General features: G+C 69.0%; 20 protein-coding genes. 11 read left to right on the forward strand and 9 right to left on the reverse strand.

The genetic code is table 11. The annotated features are described in order from the left end of the window. The first annotated feature begins 5 nt into the window (after positions 1-5). Positions 6-656 (forward strand): maleylacetoacetate isomerase, encoded by a 651-nt coding sequence (maiA, locus tag ASE28_RS26165; RefSeq protein ID WP_057269088.1) that lies wholly within the window; start codon positions 6-8, stop codon positions 654-656. Between the two features lie 8 nt (positions 657-664). On the opposite strand, the gene ASE28_RS26170 is transcribed toward maiA, so the two are convergent. Together ASE28_RS26170 and ASE28_RS26175 are read right to left on the reverse strand one after the other, a co-directional pair. Then, on the reverse strand, positions 665-1,828 hold the full coding sequence (locus ASE28_RS26170) for a pyridoxal phosphate-dependent aminotransferase (RefSeq protein ID WP_057269089.1): 1,164 nt from the start codon (positions 1,826-1,828) through the stop codon (positions 665-667). Positions 1,829-1,900: 72 nt separating this feature from the next. Beyond that, on the reverse strand, positions 1,901-2,824 hold the full coding sequence (locus ASE28_RS26175) for a LysR family transcriptional regulator (protein WP_057269090.1): 924 nt from the start codon (positions 2,822-2,824) through the stop codon (positions 1,901-1,903). A 143-nt stretch (positions 2,825-2,967) separates the two neighbouring features. Here ASE28_RS26175 and gcl point away from each other — a divergent pair, with 143 nt between their 5' ends. The 7 genes from gcl to ASE28_RS26210 all read left to right on the forward strand — a co-directional run bounded on the left by gcl (position 2,968) and on the right by ASE28_RS26210 (position 10,192). Further along, positions 2,968-4,764: a glyoxylate carboligase gene (gene gcl, locus ASE28_RS26180; RefSeq protein WP_057269091.1), complete on the forward strand. Its 1,797-nt coding sequence runs from the start codon at positions 2,968-2,970 to the stop codon at positions 4,762-4,764. Positions 4,765-4,787: 23 nt separating this feature from the next. Next, the gene (gene hyi, locus ASE28_RS26185; protein WP_057269092.1) at positions 4,788-5,570 is read left to right on the forward strand and encodes a hydroxypyruvate isomerase; all 783 of its coding nucleotides are present in this window, start codon (positions 4,788-4,790) and stop codon (positions 5,568-5,570) included. Between the two features lie 19 nt (positions 5,571-5,589). Next, on the forward strand, positions 5,590-6,498 hold the full coding sequence (glxR, locus tag ASE28_RS26190; RefSeq protein ID WP_057269093.1) for a 2-hydroxy-3-oxopropionate reductase: 909 nt from the start codon (positions 5,590-5,592) through the stop codon (positions 6,496-6,498). A gap of 1 nt (position 6,499) precedes the next feature. Then, complete coding sequence (locus tag ASE28_RS26195; RefSeq protein WP_057269094.1) at positions 6,500-7,783, forward strand: glycerate kinase; 1,284 nt, start codon at positions 6,500-6,502, stop codon at positions 7,781-7,783. Between the two features lie 160 nt (positions 7,784-7,943). Continuing rightward, positions 7,944-8,852 (forward strand): EamA family transporter, encoded by a 909-nt coding sequence (locus ASE28_RS26200; RefSeq protein WP_057269095.1) that lies wholly within the window; start codon positions 7,944-7,946, stop codon positions 8,850-8,852. Between the two features lie 163 nt (positions 8,853-9,015). Further along, positions 9,016-9,669, forward strand: coding sequence for an alternative oxidase (locus ASE28_RS26205; RefSeq protein WP_057269096.1), 654 nt, complete (start codon positions 9,016-9,018; stop codon positions 9,667-9,669). A 34-nt stretch (positions 9,670-9,703) separates the two neighbouring features. Then, positions 9,704-10,192 carry an Rrf2 family transcriptional regulator gene (locus ASE28_RS26210; protein WP_057269097.1) on the forward strand — a complete coding sequence of 163 codons (489 nt, stop codon included), beginning with the start codon at positions 9,704-9,706 and terminating at the stop codon, positions 10,190-10,192. An 11-nt stretch (positions 10,193-10,203) separates the two neighbouring features. Here ASE28_RS26210 and ASE28_RS26215 read toward each other — a convergent pair whose 3' ends face one another. Genes ASE28_RS26215 through ASE28_RS26230 form a run of 4 tightly spaced genes read right to left on the reverse strand, consistent with a single transcriptional unit; the run spans position 10,204 to position 13,492 of the window. Further along, the gene (locus ASE28_RS26215) at positions 10,204-11,193 is read right to left on the reverse strand and encodes a tripartite tricarboxylate transporter substrate binding protein (RefSeq protein ID WP_057269098.1); all 990 of its coding nucleotides are present in this window, start codon (positions 11,191-11,193) and stop codon (positions 10,204-10,206) included. A gap of 27 nt (positions 11,194-11,220) precedes the next feature. Continuing rightward, positions 11,221-12,297, reverse strand: coding sequence for a maleylacetate reductase (locus ASE28_RS26220; protein ID WP_057269099.1), 1,077 nt, complete (start codon positions 12,295-12,297; stop codon positions 11,221-11,223). A 23-nt stretch (positions 12,298-12,320) separates the two neighbouring features. Beyond that, complete coding sequence (locus tag ASE28_RS26225; protein WP_057269100.1) at positions 12,321-12,650, reverse strand: Dabb family protein; 330 nt, start codon at positions 12,648-12,650, stop codon at positions 12,321-12,323. After that, positions 12,647-13,492 carry an intradiol ring-cleavage dioxygenase gene (locus tag ASE28_RS26230; RefSeq protein ID WP_057269101.1) on the reverse strand — a complete coding sequence of 282 codons (846 nt, stop codon included), beginning with the start codon at positions 13,490-13,492 and terminating at the stop codon, positions 12,647-12,649. The genes ASE28_RS26225 and ASE28_RS26230 overlap by 4 nt, the downstream gene beginning before the upstream one ends. Positions 13,493-13,602: 110 nt before the next feature. Here ASE28_RS26230 and ASE28_RS26235 point away from each other — a divergent pair, with 110 nt between their 5' ends. Further along, positions 13,603-14,532 (forward strand): LysR family transcriptional regulator, encoded by a 930-nt coding sequence (locus tag ASE28_RS26235; RefSeq protein ID WP_057269102.1) that lies wholly within the window; start codon positions 13,603-13,605, stop codon positions 14,530-14,532. Between the two features lie 7 nt (positions 14,533-14,539). Here ASE28_RS26235 and ASE28_RS26240 read toward each other — a convergent pair whose 3' ends face one another. Continuing rightward, a complete protein-coding gene (locus tag ASE28_RS26240; protein ID WP_057269103.1) occupies positions 14,540-15,439 on the reverse strand; it encodes a LysR substrate-binding domain-containing protein in 900 nt (299 codons plus the stop codon). Between the two features lie 139 nt (positions 15,440-15,578). Here ASE28_RS26240 and ASE28_RS26245 point away from each other — a divergent pair, with 139 nt between their 5' ends. After that, entirely contained in the window at positions 15,579-15,977 is a 399-nt protein-coding gene (locus tag ASE28_RS26245; protein ID WP_057269195.1) for a RidA family protein, read from the forward strand. Beyond that, entirely contained in the window at positions 15,974-17,080 is a 1,107-nt protein-coding gene (locus tag ASE28_RS26250; protein WP_057269104.1) for an NADH:flavin oxidoreductase, read from the forward strand. The genes ASE28_RS26245 and ASE28_RS26250 overlap by 4 nt, the downstream gene beginning before the upstream one ends. 18 nt (positions 17,081-17,098) lie before the next feature. Here the strand turns inward: ASE28_RS26250 and ASE28_RS26255 are convergent, their stop codons facing one another. Both ASE28_RS26255 and ASE28_RS26260 read right to left on the reverse strand, forming a co-directional pair. Further along, the gene (locus ASE28_RS26255; RefSeq protein WP_057269105.1) at positions 17,099-18,094 is read right to left on the reverse strand and encodes a tripartite tricarboxylate transporter substrate binding protein; all 996 of its coding nucleotides are present in this window, start codon (positions 18,092-18,094) and stop codon (positions 17,099-17,101) included. An 8-nt stretch (positions 18,095-18,102) separates the two neighbouring features. Continuing rightward, positions 18,103-19,086, reverse strand: coding sequence for a tripartite tricarboxylate transporter substrate binding protein (locus ASE28_RS26260; RefSeq protein WP_057269106.1), 984 nt, complete (start codon positions 19,084-19,086; stop codon positions 18,103-18,105). Between the last annotated feature and the right edge of the window lie 151 nt (positions 19,087-19,237).

The raw sequence follows: 19,237 nt of genomic DNA on the forward strand, positions 1-19,237 counted from the left end.
CTGCCATGGACCGCATTCTCTACACCTACTTCCGCAGCTCGGCCGCCTACCGGGTGCGCATCGCGCTCAACCTCAAGGGCCTCGAAGCCACCCAGATCCCCGTGCACCTGGTGCGCGATGGCGGCGAGCACCTGAAGCCTGAGTACAAGGCCATCAACCCCCAGGGCCTGGTACCTGTGTTCGGCGAAGACGGCATGCGCGTGAGCCAGTCGCTGGCCATTCTTGAGTACCTGGAAGAAAAATACCCCGCCACGCCGCTGCTGCCCAGCGCCCTCGCCGACCGTGCCTACGTGCGGCAACTGGCGCTGGTGATCGCCTGCGAGATCCACCCGATCAACAACCTGCGGGTGCTCAAGTACCTGACCGGCACCCTGGGCGTGGCCGACGCGGCCAAGAGCGACTGGATCAAGCACTGGATCGCCCAGGGCTTCGAGGCGCTGGAGGCCGAGATCACTGCCGCAGGCAGAGCGGGCGGCTTCTGCTTTGGCGACACGCCTACCTTGGCCGATTGCTGCCTGGTGCCGCAGATCTTCAACGCCCGCCGCTTCGAGGTGGACCTGTCGCCCTACCCGACGCTGGTGGCCATCGACGAGCGCTGCGCCGCACTGCCGGCCTTCCAGCAGGCGCACCCCTCGGCCCAGGCGGACGCCCAGTAAGAATTCTCTCAGTGTGGGTTGGCCTTCAGCCAGGCCCGCAGCCGCCGCACGCCTTCGACCAGGCGCGCCGGGTCCTTGGATGCAAAGCACCAGCGCAGCCAGCCCTGGGCTTCGGCGCCAAAGGCATTGCCCGGTGCCAAGCCCAGGCCGGCCTCGGTCACCAGGCGCTTGGCCAGTGCGAGGGAATCGGTGACGCCCTCGATCTGGAAGAAGGCGTACATGCCGCCGTGCGCCGCCGCCACCTTCACGCCCGGCACCTGGGCCAAGAGCGGCACCAGCGTGTCGCGGCAGGTTTGCAAATGGGCCACCACGCGCGGCGTGATCTCGGCGCTGTGCTCCAGCGCGGCCAGGCCCGCACGCTGGGTGAACACGCTGGCGCACGAGGTGTTGAACTCGATGACCTTGGCGATGCCGTCCACCAGCACGGGCGGCAGCACCAGCCAGCCCAGGCGCCAGCCGGTCATGAGAAAGCTCTTGGAAAAGCTGTGCGCCACCACCAGCCGGTCGTCCGCGCTGGCGATATCGAGAAAGCTCGGCGCGCAGCGGTTGGCCGTGGGTTCGTAGTACAGGCGCTCGTAGACCTCGTCGGCCAGGATCCAGGTGCCCGTGCTGCGGCAGTGGTCCAGGATGCGTTGCTGCTCTGCGCGCGTGAGCGTCCAGCCCGTGGGGTTGTTGGGCGCGTTGACGATGAGCAGGCGGGTGTCCACGGTCACGGCGCGGCACAGGGCCTCGATGTCGAGGGTCCATTGCCCGTCCGCCGCCGTGAGCGGCAAGGTGCGCACGCGCGCACCCAATATCACCGGCTGCGCCACCAGGTTGGGCCACACGGGCGTGACCACCACCACCTCGTCGCCCGCATCCACCAGGGTCTGCACGGCCAGCATCAGCGCGCTGACCCCGCCGGACGTGATGGCGATGCGGCCTGCATCCACCGCCGGATGCAGGGCGCTGGTGTAGCGGGCCACGGCCTCGCGCAGCGCGGGCAGGCCCAGGTTGTGGCTGTAGAAGGTCTCGCCGCGCTGCAGCGATTCGATGGCGGCGTTGCGCACCACCTCGGGGGTCACCTCGTCGCTCTCGCCGAACCAGAAGGCCAGCACGTCGTCGCGCCCCAGGCCGGCGTTGGCGACCTCGCGGATCATGGAGGGTTCGAGGGTCTGGATGGTCTCGCGCATGGTCGGAAAACGGCGGTGGCCCGCAGCAAATCGGTGAAGGGACTGCAAGCGTAGCGCTTTTTCCAGGGCCCTTCAGGGCGATTGATCGCCGCCCTGCACAGCCCACCAGCACTCGCCCATCTGCAGCTGCAGCCATTCGATGAAGCTCACCACCTTGGCAGGCACCATGCGCGGCGAAGGGTAGACGGCATGGATCTCCTGCGGCGGCAGGGTCCAGCCGGGCAGCACCGGCACGACGGCGCCGCCCTCGAGCGAGCCGTGCGCCACGTAGGTCGGCAGCGCCGCGATGCCCATGCCGCCGCGCGCGGCGGCCAGCAGGGCCGAGAGGTTGTTGGAGCGCAGCGGCCCGGCCACCGGCACCGTGAGCGCCGCGCCCGAGCCGTTGCCCAGGTGCCAGCGCGCATCGCCCTGTGCGGTGCTGTAGATGAGGGCATCGTGGCACGCCAGGTCGGCCGGCTCGGCGGGGGTGCCGCGCTGCACCAGGTAGTCGCCGGACGCCACCAGCACCCAGGGGTTGAGCCCCAGGTAGCGCGCGCCCAGTGTCGAATCGGCCAGCCGGCCCATGCGAATGGCGACGTCGATGCCCTGCTCGACCAGGTTCACATAGCGGTCCTCGAAGACCAGCTCGATCTGCAGGCGCGGGTTCTCGCGCATGAAGCGCATCACCAGCGGCACCAGCACGCGCCGCCCGAAGGCCACCGAGGTGCTGATGCGCAGCCCGCCCTGCACCTGGGACTGCAGCAGCGCGGCCACGGTCTCGGCCTCTTCGACATGGTGGGTGATGAGCTTGCACTTCGCGTAGTACAGGCGGCCGATCTCGGTGGGCGACACGCCGCGCGTGCTGCGGTGCAGCAGGCGCGAACCGAGCTGCTTTTCGAGCTGGGCCACGAGCTTGGTGGCCGAGGGCTGGCCCACGCCCATCTCGGCGGCGGCCTTGCTGAACGAGCCCAGGTCCACCACACGCACGAACAGTTTGACTCCGAGAAGGCGATCCATGGAAACGATTATCGGCAGCGCCTGGCGGCCGATTGCATTCCAAAAGGGAATAACGCTAATGCCCTGGATGCGGGTTCCGGGCTTTGGCCAATGCGGGGAGCATCCAGTCCATCAGTTTTCAAACCCCTTGACAGGAGACCCCGATGGCAACAATGAAGGCCGCCATGGCCGCCGTGTTGGTGATGGAGAAAGAGGGCATCACGCAGCTGTTCGGCGTGCCCGGCGCTGCGATCAACCCGTTCTATGCGGCGGTGCGCGAGCGCCAGTCGCTCACCCACATCCTGGCCCGCCACGTGGAGGCCGCCTCGCACATGGCGGAGGGCTATACCCGCGCCCGGGCAGGCAACATCGGCGTGTGCGTGGGCACCAGCGGGCCGGCCGGCACCGACATGATCACCGGCCTGTACTCGGCCATCGCCGACAGCATTCCCATCCTGTGCATCACCGGCCAGGCGCCGCGTGCCCGGCTGTACAAGGAGGACTTCCAGGCGGTGGACATCGAGTCCATCTCCAAGCCCGTGACCAAGTGGAGCGTGACGGTGCGCGAGCCGGCCCTGGTGCCGCGCGCCTTCCAGCAGGCCTTCCACCTGATGCGCTCGGGCCGGCCCGGGCCGGTGCTGATCGACCTGCCCTTCGACGTGCAGATGGCCGAGATCGAGTTCGACATCGACACCTACGAGCCGCTGCCGGTCTACAAGCCCGCCGCCACGCGCAGGCAGGTGGAAAAGGCGCTGGACATGCTCGAAGCCGCCGAGCGCCCGCTCATCGTGGCCGGCGGCGGCATCATCAACGCTGATGCCTCGGACCTGCTGGTGGAGTTTGCCGAGCTGACCGGCGTGCCCGTGATCCCCACGCTGATGGGCTGGGGCACCCTGCCCGACGACCACCCGCTGATGGCCGGCATGTGCGGCCTGCAGACCAGCCACCGCTACGGCAACGCCACCTTGCTGGCCAGCGACTTCGTGATGGGCATCGGCAACCGCTGGGCCAACCGGCACACCGGCTCGCCCGAGGTGTACTGCAAGGGGCGCACGTTCGTACACATCGACATCGAGCCCACCCAGATCGGCCGGGTCTTCAACCCCGACTTCGGCATCGTCAGCGATGCGCGCGCCGCGCTGCAACTGCTGGTGCAGGTGGCGCGTGAGCGCAAGGAGGCCCGGGGCCTGCCCGACCGCAGCGACTGGGCCGGCCGCTGCGCCGAGCGCAAGTCGCTGATGCACCGCAAGTCGCACTTCACCGAGACCCCGATCAAGCCCATGCGCGTGTACGAGGAGATGAACGCCGTGCTGCCGCGCGACACCATCTACGTGAGCACCATCGGCCTGAGCCAGATCGCGGGCGCGCAGTTCCTCAAGGTCTACGGCCCGCGCCAGTGGATCAACTGCGGCCAGGCCGGCCCGCTGGGCTGGACCATTCCGGCTGCGCTGGGTGTGGTGGCGTCTGACCCCACGCGCACGGTGGTCGGCCTCTCGGGCGACTACGACTTCCAGTTCCTGATGGAAGAACTGGCCGTGGGGGCGCAGTTCAACCTGCCCTATGTGCAGGTGCTGGTCAACAACAGCTACCTGGGCCTGATACGCCAGGCGCAGCGCGGCTTCGACATGGACTACTGCGTGCAGCTGGCCTTCGAGAACCAGAACGTGGCGCCGGGCGAAGGCGACCTGCGCAGCTACGGCGTGGACCACCAGGCCGTGGTGCAGGGCCTGGGCTGCCGCTCGCTGCGCGTGACCGACCCCGAGAAGATCGCTGGCGCCCTCACCGAGGCCCTGGCCCTGGCGCGCGAGCACCGCGTGCCGGTGGTCGTGGAGGTGATCCTGGAGAAGGTCACCAACATCGCCATGGGCACCGAGATCGACAAGGTCAACGAGTTCGAGGCCATCGACTGCCGCCACCCCGGTGGCCGCGCCGGCCTGGAACTCGCCGGCCTGCTCGACTGAACAACATTCAAGGAGACACCCGCATGCCCCGCTTTGCCGCCAACCTGACCATGCTCTTCACCGAGCTGCCTTTCATCGACCGCTTTGGTGCCGCCGCGCGCGCCGGCTTCACGGCCGTCGAGTTCCTCTTCCCCTACGCCTGGCCGGCCGAGGAGATCCGGGCCCAGCTCGACGCCCATGGCCTGCAGCTGGTGCTGCACAACCTGCCTGCGGGCGACTGGGGCGCGGGCGAGCGCGGCATCGCCTGCCTGCCGGGGCGCGAAGCCGAGTTCCGCGACGGCGTGGCGCAGGCCATTGCCTATGCCCAGGCCCTGGGCGTGAACCAGCTCAACTGCCTGGCCGGCAAGGCGCCGGTCGATGCGTCCCCGGCGCTGCTGCGCCGCACGCTGGTGGAGAACCTGCGCTTTGCCGCGCAGGAGCTGCGCCAGGCCGGGCTGCGCCTGCTGGTCGAGCCCATCAACACCCATGACATCCCGGGCTTCTTCGTGAACACCACGGCCCAGGCACTCAGCCTGCTGGACGAGGTGGATGCCAGCAACGCCTTCGTGCAGTACGACATCTACCACGCCCAGCGCATGGAGGGCGAGCTGGCCGCCACGCTGCAGAAACATCTGGCGCGCATCGGCCACATCCAGTTGGCCGACAACCCGGGCCGCAACGAGCCGGGCACCGGGGAGATCCACTACGCCTGGCTGTTCCAGCACATCGACGCCATCGGCTACACGGGCTGGATCGGCTGCGAATACAAGCCCGCCACCACCACCGAGGCTGGCCTGGGCTGGCGCGAAGCCCTTACCCAACCATGACTTGCAAGGACATCTCCCAATGACCACCACTTCCCTCAAGATCGGTTTCATCGGCCTGGGCACCATGGGCGCGCCCATGGCGCAGCACCTGATCCAGGCCGGCCACCAGCTCTTCGTGCACACCCGCGGGCGCGTGCCGCCGGCCATTGCCGAAAGCCGGGCCACGCAGTGCGTCACCGCGCGTGGCGTGGCCGAACGTGCAGACGTCGTCTTCACCATGGTGCCGGACACGCCGCACGTGGAGGCAGCGCTGTTCGGGGAGACCGGCGTGGCGGCCGGTCTCAGCAAGGGCAAGACCGTGGTGGACATGAGCTCCATCTCGCCGATTGCCACCAAGGACTTCGCGCAGCGCATCAACGCCCTGGGCTGCGACTACCTTGACGCGCCTGTCTCGGGCGGCGAGGTGGGCGCGAAGAACGCCACGCTGTCCATCATGGTCGGCGGCCCGGATGCAGCGTTCGAGCGCGTCCGGCCGCTGTTCGAGCTGATGGGCAAGAACATCACCCTGGTGGGCGGCAACGGCGACGGGCAGACCGCGAAGGTGGCCAACCAGATCATCGTGGCGCTGAACATCGAGGCCGTGGCCGAGGCCCTGCTGTTCGCCGCCAAGGCCGGTGCCGACCCGGCGCGCGTGCGCCAGGCGCTGATGGGCGGCTTCGCCTCGTCGAAGATCCTCGAAGTGCATGGCGAGCGCATGCTGCGCCGCACCTTCGACCCCGGCTTTCGCATCGAGCTGCACCAGAAGGACCTGAACCTGGCCCTGGCCAGCGCACGCGCCCTGGGCGTGGCCCTGCCCAACACCGCCACCGCGCAAGAGCTGTTCAACACCTGCGTGGCGCATGGCGGGGCGGCCTGGGACCACTCGGCCCTGGTGCGTGCGCTCGAAGCCATGGCGAATTTCGAGATCGGCCAGCCGGCCGCCCGCTGAAATGCGGCCGCCCACCCCGCAGCAGGACCTGCTGCGCCGCATGTTCGACGCGGCCATCGCCAGCGCCCAGCCTGCCCTGTGCGTGCCGCCGCACCTGCCCTCCCCTGCGTCGCTGGGCTCGGGCCGCCTGGTCGTCATCGGCGCGGGCAAGGCATCGGCCGCCATGGCGCGGGCGGTGGAAGAGCACTGGGATGGACCGCTTTCGGGCTTGGTCGTCACGCGCTATGGATACGCCGTGCCCTGCCGCCACATCGAGATCGTGGAGGCCGCCCACCCCGTGCCCGATGCCGCCGGCATGGCGGCGGCGCAGCGCATGCTCGACCTCGTGGCCGGGCTGCGCGCGGACGACCTGGTGCTGTGCCTGATCTCGGGCGGCGGCTCGGCCCTGCTGCCCTTGCCGCTGCCCGGCATCACCCTGGCCATGAAGCAGGAGGTGAACCGCGCGCTGCTGCAGTCCGGCGCCACCATCGCCGAGATGAACTGCCTGCGCCGCCACCTCTCGGCCATCAAGGGCGGGCGGCTGGCGCTGGCCTGCCACCCGGCGCGCGTGCTGACCCTGCTGCTGTCGGACGTGCCCGGTGACGCGCCCGCCAACATCGCCTCCGGCCCTACCGTGGGCGACGTCACGACCTGTGCCGATGCGCTGGACATCGTGCGCCGCCACGGCATCGTGCTGCCGCCCGCCGTGCGCGAGGTGCTGGAATCGGGCCGGGGCGAATCGCCCAAGCCGGACCACCCCCACCTGGCCCGCAGCGACGTGCGCATGGTCGCCACCCCGCAGATGGCGCTGGAGGCTGCTGCCGAGGTGGCGCGCCAGGCAGGCTACACCCCCTGCATCCTGGGCGATGCGCTGGAGGGCGAGGCGCGCGACGTGGGCCGGGTGCTGGGCGGCATTGCGCTGCAGGTGGCGCAGCGCCAGCAGCCGTTTGCGGCGCCGTGCGTGCTGCTCTCTGGCGGCGAGACCACCGTGACCGTGCGCGGCGACGGGCGCGGCGGGCGCAATGTGGAATGCCTGCTGTCCATGGCACTGGCGCTGCAGGGCCACCCATGCATCCATGCGCTGGCTGGCGACACCGATGGCGTGGATGGGCAGGAAGAGATCGCTGGTGCCCAGCTCACGCCCACCACGCTGCAGCGCGCGCAGGCCCTGGGCATCCGGCCGGCCGACGCCCTGGCACGCAACGATGGCCATGGCTTCTTCGGCGCGCTCGGCGATGCGGTGGTGACCGGGCCCACGCTGACCAATGTGAACGACTTCCGGGCCATCGTGATCGATGCGCCCTGAAAGCGCGGGCACCAAGCGGCGCTGGAATGTCCGATTCTGACGCCCGGTTGTCCCCCGCGTGCATGGAGCTGGACACGGGCAAGGCCTAAGATTCGGGAATGCCCTGCCGAATCACTCCCCTGCCCCACCCCCTCTGTTCAGCCTGTCCAAGGTCCGCCGCATGAGCGCGCCCGCCGCCCTGCGCCCGCGCGACCTGGTGCTCGCGCTGCTCGTGATCCTCGTCTGGGGTGTCAATTTCGCCGTCATCAAGGTCGGCCTGGCCGGCGTGCCGCCGCTGCTGCTGGGGGCGCTGCGCTTCATGCTCGCAGCCTTTCCGGCGCTGCTGTTCTTCAAGGCGCCGAAGGTGCCCCTGCGCCTGTACCTGGCCTTCGGGCTGACCATGTCGGTGGGGCAGTTCGCCTTTTTGTTCAGCGCCATCCACGTGGGCATGCCCTCGGGGCTGGCCTCGCTGGTGCTGCAGTCGCAATCGTTCTTCACGCTGGTGCTCACGGCCCTGTGGCTGCGCGAGCGCTGGCAGGGCAACCAGCTGGCCGGCCTGCTGCTCGCGGCCGGGGGGCTGGTGCTGATCGGCAGCGCGCATGGCGCCTCGATGCCGCTGCTGGGTTTTCTGCTCACGGTGGCCGCCGCCGCCATGTGGGCCTGCGGCAATATCGTGAGCCGGGCCGTGGGCCGGCACGGGCCCATGAACCAGCTGGCCTTCGTGGTCTGGGCCAGCCTGGTGCCACCGCTGCCGCTGCTGGCGCTCTCGGTCCTGATCGAAGGGCCTGCCGCCATCTCGACCGCACTGCAGGGCTTCGGCCTGGCTTCCTTCGCCTCGGTGGCCTACCTCGCCTGGGCGGCCACGCTGTTCGGCTATGGGGTGTGGACCTTCCTGCTCTCGCGCTACCCCATCAACCGCGTGGCGCCCTTCACGCTGCTGGTGCCGCTGGTGGGCCTGACGACGGGCTGGCTGGCCTTTGGCGAGACACTGCAGCCGGTGCATTTCGCGGGCGGCGCGTTGCTGATGCTGGGGCTGTTCGTCAACCTCTTCGGCGCACCGCTGCTGGCGCGGCTGCGGCCCAAGACCTGAGCAACGGCGCCGGGATACCGCGGCAAGCCTGGCGCAACAGGTCGGCTGAATTGACATTGCCCCCAAAAACATATATATTAAATATATGTTTACGCGGCGCGGTAGGCAGCAAACCACCCAGAACCTTGGCCACTCGATCCCAGCGCCACTACTGGAATGCACCATGACCCACGACAACGACCTCGCTGACAACCTCGATTCGCACCACGCCGCCACCGGCTTCTCTGACCGCGTGGCCCTGTCCATCACGCTCGCGCTGCGCTTTCTGGCCGACACCTTCTTCGCCAAGCGCTACGGCAACCGCGCCATTGTTCTGGAAACCGTAGCCGCCGTTCCCGGCATGGTGGGCGGCATGCTCGTGCATCTGCGCTGTCTGCGCTGGATGGTGGACGACGCAGGCTGGATCCGCACCCTGCTCGACGAAGCCGAGAACGAGCGCATGCACCTGATGACCTTCGTGCAGATCGCCAAGCCCAACGGGTTCGAGCGCGCCGTGGTGCTGCTGACCCAGGCCGTGTTCTTCGTCTTCTTCTTTGCGCTGTACCTGGTCTCGTCGCGCACCGCACACCGGCTGGTGGGCTACTTCGAAGAACAGGCCGTGGTCAGCTACACCCTGTACCTGGAGGAGATCGACGCAGGCCGCGTGGAGAACATCCCCGCCCCGGCCCTGGCCATCGCCTACTGGAACCTGCCGGCCGACGCCCGGCTGCGCGACGTGGTGCTGGCCGTGCGTGCCGACGAGGCAGGCCACCGCGATGTGAACCACGGGTTTGCCGATGCGCTGGACGGCACCACAGCCGTGCAGCACGCCAACTGACACAATCCGGCGCAATGCCACCCTGCCCTGCCCCATGCGCCTGACCCTGTTCACCGACTACTCCCTGCGCGTGCTGCTCGTGCTGGCCTCGCGCACCGAGGCCCTGGTCACCATCGCCGACATCACCGAGGCCTTTGGCATCTCGCAGGCCCACCTGATGAAGGTCACCCAGGCGCTGGGCAAGACCGGCTGGGTGGACACGGTGCGCGGCCGCAACGGCGGCATGCGCTTGGCGGCCGACCCACGCAAGCTCTCGCTCGGCGAGGTGGTGCGCCGGCTGGAGGCCGACTTCGCACTGGTGGAATGCATGGGCGAAGACAACCACTGCGTGCTGACCGGGGGCTGCGGCCTGGAGGTGGCCCTGCGGCAGGCCACCGAGGTCTTCCTGCGCGAGCTCGATCGCTACTCGATCGCCGACCTGGTCAACACCAGCCCGGCGCTGGCGCAGTTGGCGCTGTGGCAGCCCGTCACCTGGAAGGGGCTGGCGCAGCGTCCGGCCGCAGCGGACCGCGGCCACGCCTGAGCAAGCCCCCCTCAGTCCAGGGTGATGTTGTTGCCCTTGATGACGTTGACCCAGCGCTTGCCGTCCACCTGCAGCACACTGGCAAAGGCCTCGGGCGTGCCGCCGATGGGCACCAGGCCCATGCTGCCCAGGTACTTTTTGTACTCGTCGGATGCCACGATCTTCTGCGACGCGGCGGCCACCATGTCGATGGCGGCCTGCGGCGTGCCCTTCAGGGCAAAGATGCCATGCCAGGAGTCGCCCTCGAAGCCCGGGAAGGTCTCCGCCACGGTGGGCACCTGGGGCAGGGATTCGAGGCGCTGGCGGCTCGACACGGCCAGCGCCCGCACCCGGCCCGTGCGGATGAACTGCAGCACGTCGGCAATGGGGCTGAAGGCCGTGTCCACCGTGCCGCCCACGATGTCGTTGAGCCCGCCGTCCTTGTAGGGCACGTGGTTCATCGCAACGTTGGCGCTGTTGGCGAAATGCGCCATGGACACATGCGGCGCCGTCGCCACGCCGTAGGACGCATAGCTCACCTTGCCCGGCTTGTCTTTGGCCTCCTTGATGAGGTCGGGCAGGGTCTTGAAGGACGAGCTGCTGGCCACGGTGATCACCAGCGGGATCGACAGGGTCTGGATCACCGGCACCAGGTCGCCGACCTGGTAGGGCAGCTTCCTGTAGACATAGGGGTTGATCGAGATCGTGCCGCTGGCGGTGTACAGGAAGGTGTAGCCGTCGGCCGGCGCAGCCACGAACTGCTGCGTGCCGACGATGGTGCTGGCGCCCGGCCGGTTGTCGACGATGACGCCCTGGCCCACGGCCTTGGACAACCGCTCGGCCCAGAAGCGCGCCATCACGTCGGGCGCTGTGCCCGCCGGGAAAGGCACGATCACCTTGATGGGGCGGCTCGGGTACTTGTCTTGCGCCAGGGCCGGGGTGGCCAGGCACTGCGCCAGCGCGAGCAGCGCCAGCCCCATGAGGTGGCGGCGGGGAGATGGTTGGGTTGCTTTCGTTGTCATGCTTGTCTCCTGTGGAATGCTTGTTCGTTACGGCGATGGCGCGGGTCTTCGCCCCTCGTAGGCCATTTGCAGCAGATGGCGCACGGCGCCCTTCTCCAGCGGCCGGGGGTTGGGGTACTGCTGGGTCAGGGCCAGGTCGCAGGCCGTGTCGAGGTCGGCTTCTCGCAGGCCCAGGTCACGCAAGGCCACGGGCGCCCCCGCGGCCTGCGCCAGGTCGAACAGCGCGCCGGCCACGTCGCCAGGCGCTACGCAACCCAGGGCGCGTGCGATGCGCTTGGCCGCAGCCGGCACATGGCCCAGGTTGAAGGCCAGCGCATGCGGCAGCACCACGGTGTGGGTCTCGGCGTGCGGCAGGCTGAAGCTGCCGCCCAGGGTGTGGCACAGCTTGTGGTGCAGGGCCACGCTGACATTGCCCAGCACGCTGCCGCACAGCCAGGCGCCGTACAGGGCATCGCCGCGCGCCTGCACGTCGCTGCCGTCACGGTGCAGGGCCGGCAGCGCCCGGGCCAAGGCGCGGATGCCCTCTTCGGCCATCAGGTCCATGACGGGGTTGCCGTCCTCTGCATACAGGCCCTCTACCGCATGCGCAATGGCATTGATGCCGCTGGTGATGCTCAGCGGCACGGGCAGCGACAGCGTGAGCTCGGGATCGTAGATCACCGTGCGCGGCATCACCCGGGCATCGCGGCCCGTGGTCTTGAGGCCGGCTTCGGTGATGCCGTAGATCGGCGTCATCTCGCTGCCCGCGTAGGTGGTCGGTATGGCCAGGATGGGCAGGCCCGAGTCGAGCGCAATCGCCTTGCCCAGGCCGATGGTGGAGCCGCCGCCGATGGCGACGGCGCAGTCGGCCCCCAGCCGGCGCGCCTCGTCACGCGCCGCCCGTGCGGCCTCGATGGGCACATGCATCTCGGCCCGGGCAAAGACGCCGGCTGCGCGCGCACCCAGGCGGTCTGCCACCTGCCGGGCCTGCGCCACCTGCCCGGGCGTGCACAGCACGAGGGCGCGCCGCGCGCCCAGCAGATCGATCTCGCGTTCGAGGTGGGCCAGCGCCCCGGCGCCGAACACGGTGCGCGGCGACTGGTGGCGGTAGACGAAGTCGTGCATGGGGTGGTTCTCCGGCGGGGCACTCATGCCGCAGCCACTGGGTAGTCCACCTGGTAGCGCGCGGTGCGCATGGCGCCCAGTTCGGCCCGCACGCGCAGGTGCTCGGGGTGCTCGGCATAGGCGGCCAGGGCCTCGGGCGAATCGAACTCGCTGTAGAGCACCACGTCGCAGGCGTAGCCGGTGCGGCTCACGTCCACGCCGATCTCCAGGTGCCGCAGGCCGGGGATGCGGCCCTTGAGGCTGGCGAAGCTGGCGCACAGGCGCTCGATGTTGTGCTGGCGCTCGGGGGGCGTGTCGCCCTGCACGTTCCACATCACGATGTGGCGGATGGCAGTGGAGCTGGTGTGGTTCATGCAGGGACCCCCGCCTTCGCCGGGTTGAGCACGAAGTCGTACGCGAGCAGGTAGCTGCCATCGGGCTGCACGGCCCAGTCGCAGACCAGGGACTGGCGCACACCGAACACCGCGTCGGAATCGAGGTAGTCGCTGTCCTGCCGGAAGACGTGGGTGATCAGCGTCTCGTAGCCCGGCGCCTTCACCATGAAGTGCAGGTGCGCCGGGCGCCAGGGGTGGCGGCCGGTGGCCTGCAGCATGGCGCCCACGGGCCCGTCGTGCGGAATGGCGTAGGGCACGGCGACGATGGAGCGAAAGTGGTAGCGGCCCTCGCCGTCGGCACGCAGCTGCCCGCGCGCCTGCGCCTGCTCCAGCGCCTCGTGCTGCACGTCGTACAGGCCGTCGTCGTCGGACTGCCAGACATCGAGCGTGGCGCCGGCAATGGCCTCGCCCCGCGTGCCACGCACCGTGCCGCGCACCTGGCAGGGCGTGCCCTTGGCGCCGTTGGCGATGTCAGCGCCCAGTTCGTACTGCGGCGCGTCCTTCACGTAGAAGGGGCCGAACACCGTGGCCTCGGTGCAGCCCTCGGGCTTGTGGTTGTTCATGGCCACGGTGAGCATGGACAGGCCCAGCACGTCCGACAGCAGGATGAACTCCTGGCGCTTGTCGTCGGTGATGTGGCCGCAGCGGGTGAGGAAGGCTATGCCCTTGAACCACTCGTCCTCGGTCAGTTCCACCTCGCGGGCAAAGGCATGCAGGTGCTGCACCAGGCTGATGAGAATTTGCTTCAGGCGCGGGTCGGCGGTGCCGGCAAAGCTGGCGATGACCGCCTGGGTGATGTTGTCCTGGTCAAGGTTGCGCATGGTTCCTGTCTCCGCCGTGGTGTTCGCTGGCTGTGAGACCGGACTTTATGATTTCCACAAAACAATATAAACAGGTCAAAATGGAATGAAGATTTCCGTCAAATGAAAATATGGACCGCCTTACCGAGCTGGAGTTGTTCATCAAGGTCGCCGAAGTGGGCAGCATGGGCGGCGCGGCCGAGGCGCTGGGGCTGTCCAACCCCGCAGCCAGCCGCCACCTGGCATCGCTTGAAGGCCGGCTCAAGGCGCGGCTGGTGGAGCGCAACACCCGGCGGCTGTACCTGACGAGCGAGGGCCAGGAGTTCTACGAGCGCGCATGCGCCGTGCTCGCCGAGCTGCAGGACGCAGAGACGGCCATCAACTCCAGCACGCTCAAGCCCTCGGGGGTGCTGCGCGTCAGCGCCTCGCTGTCGTTTTCGATGCAACTGATCGCCCCGCGCCTGGCGCAGTACCACCGGCTGTACCCGCAGGTGCGCGTGCACATCGAGGCGGCCAACCGCTACCTGGACATGATCGAGAACGGCATCGACGTGGCGATCCGCAACCGCGAGTTCGAGCCCGACAGCAGCATCACCATCCGCAAGCTGGCCTCCACCCGGCGGGTGCTGTGCGCCTCGCCGGCCTACCTGGCGTCGCACGGCATGCCCCAGTCGCCGAGCGAACTCTCTGCGCACGACTTCCTGATCTATGTGTACGCCAACCACGCGCACGAGCTGCGCCTGACCCGCGACGCGGACAGCTGCGTCGTGGCCATCCAGGGCCTGCTCGAATCGAACGATGGCCAGGTGCTGCGCGCCGCGGCGCTGAGCGGCCTGGGCATCCTGGTGCAGCCGAGCTACATCGTCTACGACGACATCGTGGCCGGGCGGCTGGTGCCCGTGCTCAACGACTGGGACCTGCCGCGCATCCAGATCAACATCGCCTACCCGAGCCGCAAGCACCTGTCGGCCAAGGTGCGCTCCTTCATCGACTTCATGGCCGACGAGTTCGAGAAGAACGGCTACGAGCGCAAGTGGACCAGCTACATGGGGCTGCGCTGAAAACCTGTCAAGACAGGTTGCCGAACTGGGAATGGACCCACTCGCGCAGCACCTGCGTGGCCCGCCGGTCGGCCGCGCGTGGGCTGTAGACCAGGTCGTAGCGGTAGCTGTCCACCGCGAGATCGAAGGGCTGGACCAGCACGCCCGAGCGCAGCTCGTCTGCCACCAGCGTCAGGCTGAGCAGGCCCACGCCCTGGCCCGCCACGGTGGCCTGCACGGCATGCATCTCTTCGGTGAACGACAGCCCCGCATCCGATGGCGCGTCGCCGACCAGCCCTGCCCGCTGCAGCCAGGTGCGCCAGACCGGCGCGAGGGATTCGTCGCGCGGCGCCTGGCCCCACTCGAAATGGACCAACGGCACGGCACCCAGGTCGCGCAGCGCCACTGCCGCCAGGGCGGGGGTGCACACGGGGGCAAAGCGGTCCTGGAACAGGGACTCCACCACCATGTCGGCGTAGCGCCCGCTGCCGTAGCGGATGGCAGCGTCGGCCTCGGTGTCGAGGTCCACCACCCGGTGGCTGGCATCCAGGCGCAGGGCCCAGCCCGGGTGCTGTGCGCTGAACGAGCCGACGCGCGGCGCCAACACCTTGGCCATGAAGGCCACGGTCGATGACAGCGTGGCCGTCTGTACCTGGCCCTCGGTGCGGCGCACGCGCTCGACCGCGCGCTCGAAGTTGTCCAGCCCATCGCGCAGCACCGGAAACAGCTGGTGCCCTGCAGCCGTCAGCGACACCTGGCGCGTGCCGCGCTCGAACAGGCGCACGGCCAGGTGCTCCTCCAGCAGCTTGATCTGGTGGCTTACGGCCGTGGGAGTGACGTGCAGCTCGTCGGCCGCGTCCTTGAAGCTCAACCGCCGCGCGGCGGCCTCGAACACCCGCATGGCACCCAAGGGGGGAAGTCTGCGCATAGTGACAGTTTAGTTCTACTCATCCGTTGCCTGAGAAATCAACCTTTGTCGAGTGCCACTCCTTTGAAGAAACTGGCGGCATGTCATCGCCTTCGGGCGGCACATGACCCAATCCTGTTCATCCATCAAGGAAACCACCATGCCACTCACGCAAGTCCACACCCAGCCCGACCCCTATGCCCCCTTCCTGCTGTCCCAGGCCATTGCGCTGGGCAACCTGGTCTTCGTCTCGGGCCAGGCGGCCATCGGCGACGATGGCGCCATCGTCGGCAAGGGCGACTTCGATGCCCAGGCCGAACAGGCCTTCCAAAACCTCGACCGCGTTCTCAAGGCCGCCGGCACGGACCTGCGTCATGTGGCCAAGGTCACGATCTTCCTGACCTCCATGGCGCACTTTCCGAAGATCGTGGAGCTGCGCCGGAAATGGTTTTCTGCGCCCTACCCGGCCGACACCATCGTCGAGGTCTCGGGCCTGTATTCGCCCGACGCGATGATCGAGATCGAGGCCATCGCCACCCTCCCTGGAGCGCAGGCATGACGCGCCTGCTGTCGCCCGTCCGCCTCGGCAGCCTGGAACTGCCCAACCGCCTGGTGGTCGCACCCATGACACGCGTCAGCGCCACGCCAACGGGCGAGGCCACGGAGCGCATGGCGCGCTACTACGCGCGATTTGCAGAGGGTGGCTTCGGCCTGGTGGTCACCGAAGGCATCTACACCGACCAGGCCTTTGCCCAGGGCTATGCCCACCAGCCGGGGCTGAGCGACCGCGCGCAGGCCCTGGCCTGGCGCCCCGTGGTGCAGGCCATCCACGCGGCGGGCGGGCGCGTGTTCGCACAGCTCATGCATGCGGGCGCGCTGTCGCAGTTCAATCGGTTCCGCAGCCACACGGCAGGGCCTTCGGCCGTGCGCCCGCTGGGGCAGCAGATGGCGCTGTACCGCGGCGAAGGCCCCTACGCGGTGCCCGTGGCGATGAGCGAGGCCGACATCGCCGAGGCCATTGCCGGCTTTCGCCAGGCGGCACGGCTTGCCGTGGAGGTGGCCGGCTTCGACGGCGTGGAGGTCCACGGCGCCAATGGCTACCTGCTCGACCAGTTCCTCACAGGCCATACCAACACCCGCAGCGATGGCTGGGGCGGCGCCATCGGCCAACGCGTGCGGCTGGCCTGCGAGGTGGTGCAGGGCGTGAAGCAAGAGCTGGGCACCACCTCGCCGGTCGGGGTGCGCATCTCGCAGGGCAAGGTCAATGACTTCAGCCACCGGTGGCCCGAGGCCGAGGCCGGTGCGGCCACCGTGTTCAGCGCCCTCGCGCAGTCGGGCGCGGACTACCTGCACGTCACCGAGTTCGAGGCCTGGCGACCGGCCTTCGCCGATGCGGGCGCCAGCCTGGTGCACCTGGCGCGCCGCCATGCGCCGGGTGTCACCCTCATCGCCAACGGCGGTCTGCACGATCCCGCGCGGGCCGCGAGCGCGCTGGACGATGGCGCCAACCTCGTGGCCCTGGGGCGCGGCGCGCTCGCCAACCCCGACTGGCCGCAGCGCCTGCGCGATGGCCTGGCACCGCGCGTGTTCGATCCGGCACTGCTGTCACCGCTGGGCGACATCAAGGCGGCGGAATGCGAGACCGCAGACACAACCGGGTGATCGAAAGGCTGCGCTACCCTACTCGGCCTTCACCCCGGCGGCCTTGACCACGGATTCCCAGCGGGCCTTTTCCCTGGCGATCAGGGCGCCGAACGCCGGGGCCGTGGCCGGTGTCGGCTCGGCCCCTTCGCTGCCCAGGCGCTGGGCCACAGCCGGCGCCCCCAGGGCATCGTTGGTGCGCGCGTTGAGCCGCTGCACCACCTCGGTCGGCGTGCGCGCGGGGGCGACCAGTCCGTACCATTGGTCGGCCTCGAAGCCCTGCGTGCCCGGCACACCGGACTGCCCGACCGTGAGGACCTCGGGCAGTTGCACCAGGCGCTGGCGGCCCGACACAGCCAGGGGCCGCATCTTGCCGGCCTTGATGTGCGGCAGCAGCGCCGGCACACCGGTGAACAGCATCTGCACCTGGCCCGCGAGCAGGTCGTTCACCGAGGGTGCCGTGCCCTTGTAGGGCACGTGCAAGGCCTTCAACCCCGTCTGCAGCTTGAGCAGTTCCATCGCCAGGTGGGCCGCACTGCCATTGCCACCCGACCCATAGGCCAGCCGCTCGGGGTGCGACTGCGAGTAAGCCACCAGCTCGGCCAGGCTGCCGGCCGGCACCGAGGGATGGAGCACCAGCACGTTGGGCACCCGGGCCACCAGCGCCACGGGCGCGAACGCCTTGAGCGGGTCAAAGCCGAGCTGCGGGTACAGCCAGGGGTTGACCGCCAGCGTGCCGGTGTGGCCCATGAAGAGGGTGTGGCCGTCGGGCGGCGAGCGCAGGGCACGCTCGGAGCCCAAAGTTCCACCCGCGCCCGGAACGTTCTCCACGATGACAGGCTGACCCAGCGACTGACCCAGCTCCAGCCCCACGGCGCGCGCCAGGATGTCGCTGGAGCCCCCGGGCGTGAAGGGCACGATGATGCGCACGGGCCGCGAGGGAAAGTCGGCCGCCGCATGCGCACGCCGCGCCATGGCGAGCAAGGGCAGACCCAGCAGGGGCAGGAATCGGCGCCGGGGCAGGAAGTCAGCCATGGGCTTGTTCAGTCCGGCTTGATGCCGGTTTCCTTGACCAGCTTTTCGTAGCGCTGGCGTTCGGAGCGCACCAGGGCGGCAAACTGCGCGCTGCTGCCGGGCGTGACCTCGCCGCCCACGCCGGTCATGCGCGCCTTGACCTCGGGCTGCCCAAGCGCCTTCTGCACTTCGGCATGCAGTCTGTCGGTGACGGCCTTGGGCGTGCCCGCAGGCGCGACCAGCCCATACCAGACAGATGCCTCGAAGCCGGGGTAGCCGGACTCGGCAATGGTCGGCGTGTCCGGGAAGATGCTGGTGCGGTTGGCGCTCAGCGCGGCCAGCACCTTGAGTTTGCCGCTCTTCACATGCGGCAGGGCCTCCAGCGCATTGACTGCGACCAGCGGCACCTGGCCGCCGATGGTGTCGGTGATGGCTGGTCCGCCGCCGCGGTAGGGCACGTGCTGCAGTTCAATGCCGGCCGCCTTGGCGAACAGCTCTACCGCCATGTGCGGCGTGGCGCCGTTGCCCGGGCTGGCGAAGGCGATGCCATCGGGCTTGGCCTTGGCCGCCGCGATGAGCTGCGCCACGGTGTTGTACGGCACCGCTGGGTTCGCGGCAATGACCACGGGCACCCGGCCCACCTGCGAGATCAGCACCAGGTCCTTTTCGGCATCGAACGGCGCGGGCTGGTACAGCGCCATGTTGGCCGCCAGTGCGTTGGCCGCGAGCATCAGCGTATAGCCGTCGGGGGCCGCGCTGATCACGGACTTCACTGCGATGTTGGTGCCGGCGCCGGGCTTGTTCTCGATGACGACGGGCTGGCCCATGCTGATGGACATGGCCTGGCCCACCGTGCGCGCGACGATGTCCACCGCGCCGCCGGCCGGGTAGCCCACCACCAGCTTGATGGGCCTGTCGGGATAGGCCGGCGCCTGGGCCCAGGCGCCGGGCAGTGCCAGCACGGTGAGCAGGGCCAGCGCCGATCGGCGTGCGAGGGGGAAGGCAAGGCGCATTTGGTCTCCTGGTGTGTCGTTGTTCTGTCGTGTCGCGGGCCCCAAGGGCTCTGTCTCCATTTTGAACGGCGGATGCGCCGCCCGCTACGCCAGATGCCGCCTAGCAGATAGGCCTGTCTTCAATACCGGCACGCCCCTGCGATTGCACGCG

The sequence above is a fragment of the Acidovorax sp. Root219 genome (assembly GCF_001428665.1).
Taxonomy (GTDB): Bacteria; Pseudomonadota; Gammaproteobacteria; order Burkholderiales; family Burkholderiaceae_C; genus Acidovorax.

Excerpts from the sequence above, each read along its gene's own strand:
- maiA (WP_057269088.1), top strand. The coding sequence starts at position 6 with ATGGACCGCATTCTCTACACCTACTTCCGCAGCTCGGCCGCCTACCGG.
- ASE28_RS26170 (WP_057269089.1), bottom strand. The coding sequence starts at position 1,828 with ATGCGCGAGACCATCCAGACCCTCGAACCCTCCATGATCCGCGAGGTC.
- ASE28_RS26175 (WP_057269090.1), bottom strand. The coding sequence starts at position 2,824 with ATGGATCGCCTTCTCGGAGTCAAACTGTTCGTGCGTGTGGTGGACCTG.
- gcl (WP_057269091.1), top strand. The coding sequence starts at position 2,968 with ATGGCAACAATGAAGGCCGCCATGGCCGCCGTGTTGGTGATGGAGAAA.
- hyi (WP_057269092.1), top strand. The coding sequence starts at position 4,788 with ATGCCCCGCTTTGCCGCCAACCTGACCATGCTCTTCACCGAGCTGCCT.
- glxR (WP_057269093.1), top strand. The coding sequence starts at position 5,590 with ATGACCACCACTTCCCTCAAGATCGGTTTCATCGGCCTGGGCACCATG.
- ASE28_RS26195 (WP_057269094.1), top strand. The coding sequence starts at position 6,500 with ATGCGGCCGCCCACCCCGCAGCAGGACCTGCTGCGCCGCATGTTCGAC.
- ASE28_RS26200 (WP_057269095.1), top strand. The coding sequence starts at position 7,944 with ATGAGCGCGCCCGCCGCCCTGCGCCCGCGCGACCTGGTGCTCGCGCTG.
- ASE28_RS26205 (WP_057269096.1), top strand. The coding sequence starts at position 9,016 with ATGACCCACGACAACGACCTCGCTGACAACCTCGATTCGCACCACGCC.
- ASE28_RS26210 (WP_057269097.1), top strand. The coding sequence starts at position 9,704 with ATGCGCCTGACCCTGTTCACCGACTACTCCCTGCGCGTGCTGCTCGTG.
- ASE28_RS26215 (WP_057269098.1), bottom strand. The coding sequence starts at position 11,193 with ATGACAACGAAAGCAACCCAACCATCTCCCCGCCGCCACCTCATGGGG.
- ASE28_RS26220 (WP_057269099.1), bottom strand. The coding sequence starts at position 12,297 with ATGCACGACTTCGTCTACCGCCACCAGTCGCCGCGCACCGTGTTCGGC.
- ASE28_RS26225 (WP_057269100.1), bottom strand. The coding sequence starts at position 12,650 with ATGAACCACACCAGCTCCACTGCCATCCGCCACATCGTGATGTGGAAC.
- ASE28_RS26230 (WP_057269101.1), bottom strand. The coding sequence starts at position 13,492 with ATGCGCAACCTTGACCAGGACAACATCACCCAGGCGGTCATCGCCAGC.
- ASE28_RS26235 (WP_057269102.1), top strand. The coding sequence starts at position 13,603 with ATGGACCGCCTTACCGAGCTGGAGTTGTTCATCAAGGTCGCCGAAGTG.
- ASE28_RS26240 (WP_057269103.1), bottom strand. The coding sequence starts at position 15,439 with ATGCGCAGACTTCCCCCCTTGGGTGCCATGCGGGTGTTCGAGGCCGCC.
- ASE28_RS26245 (WP_057269195.1), top strand. The coding sequence starts at position 15,579 with ATGCCACTCACGCAAGTCCACACCCAGCCCGACCCCTATGCCCCCTTC.
- ASE28_RS26250 (WP_057269104.1), top strand. The coding sequence starts at position 15,974 with ATGACGCGCCTGCTGTCGCCCGTCCGCCTCGGCAGCCTGGAACTGCCC.
- ASE28_RS26255 (WP_057269105.1), bottom strand. The coding sequence starts at position 18,094 with ATGGCTGACTTCCTGCCCCGGCGCCGATTCCTGCCCCTGCTGGGTCTG.
- ASE28_RS26260 (WP_057269106.1), bottom strand. The coding sequence starts at position 19,086 with ATGCGCCTTGCCTTCCCCCTCGCACGCCGATCGGCGCTGGCCCTGCTC.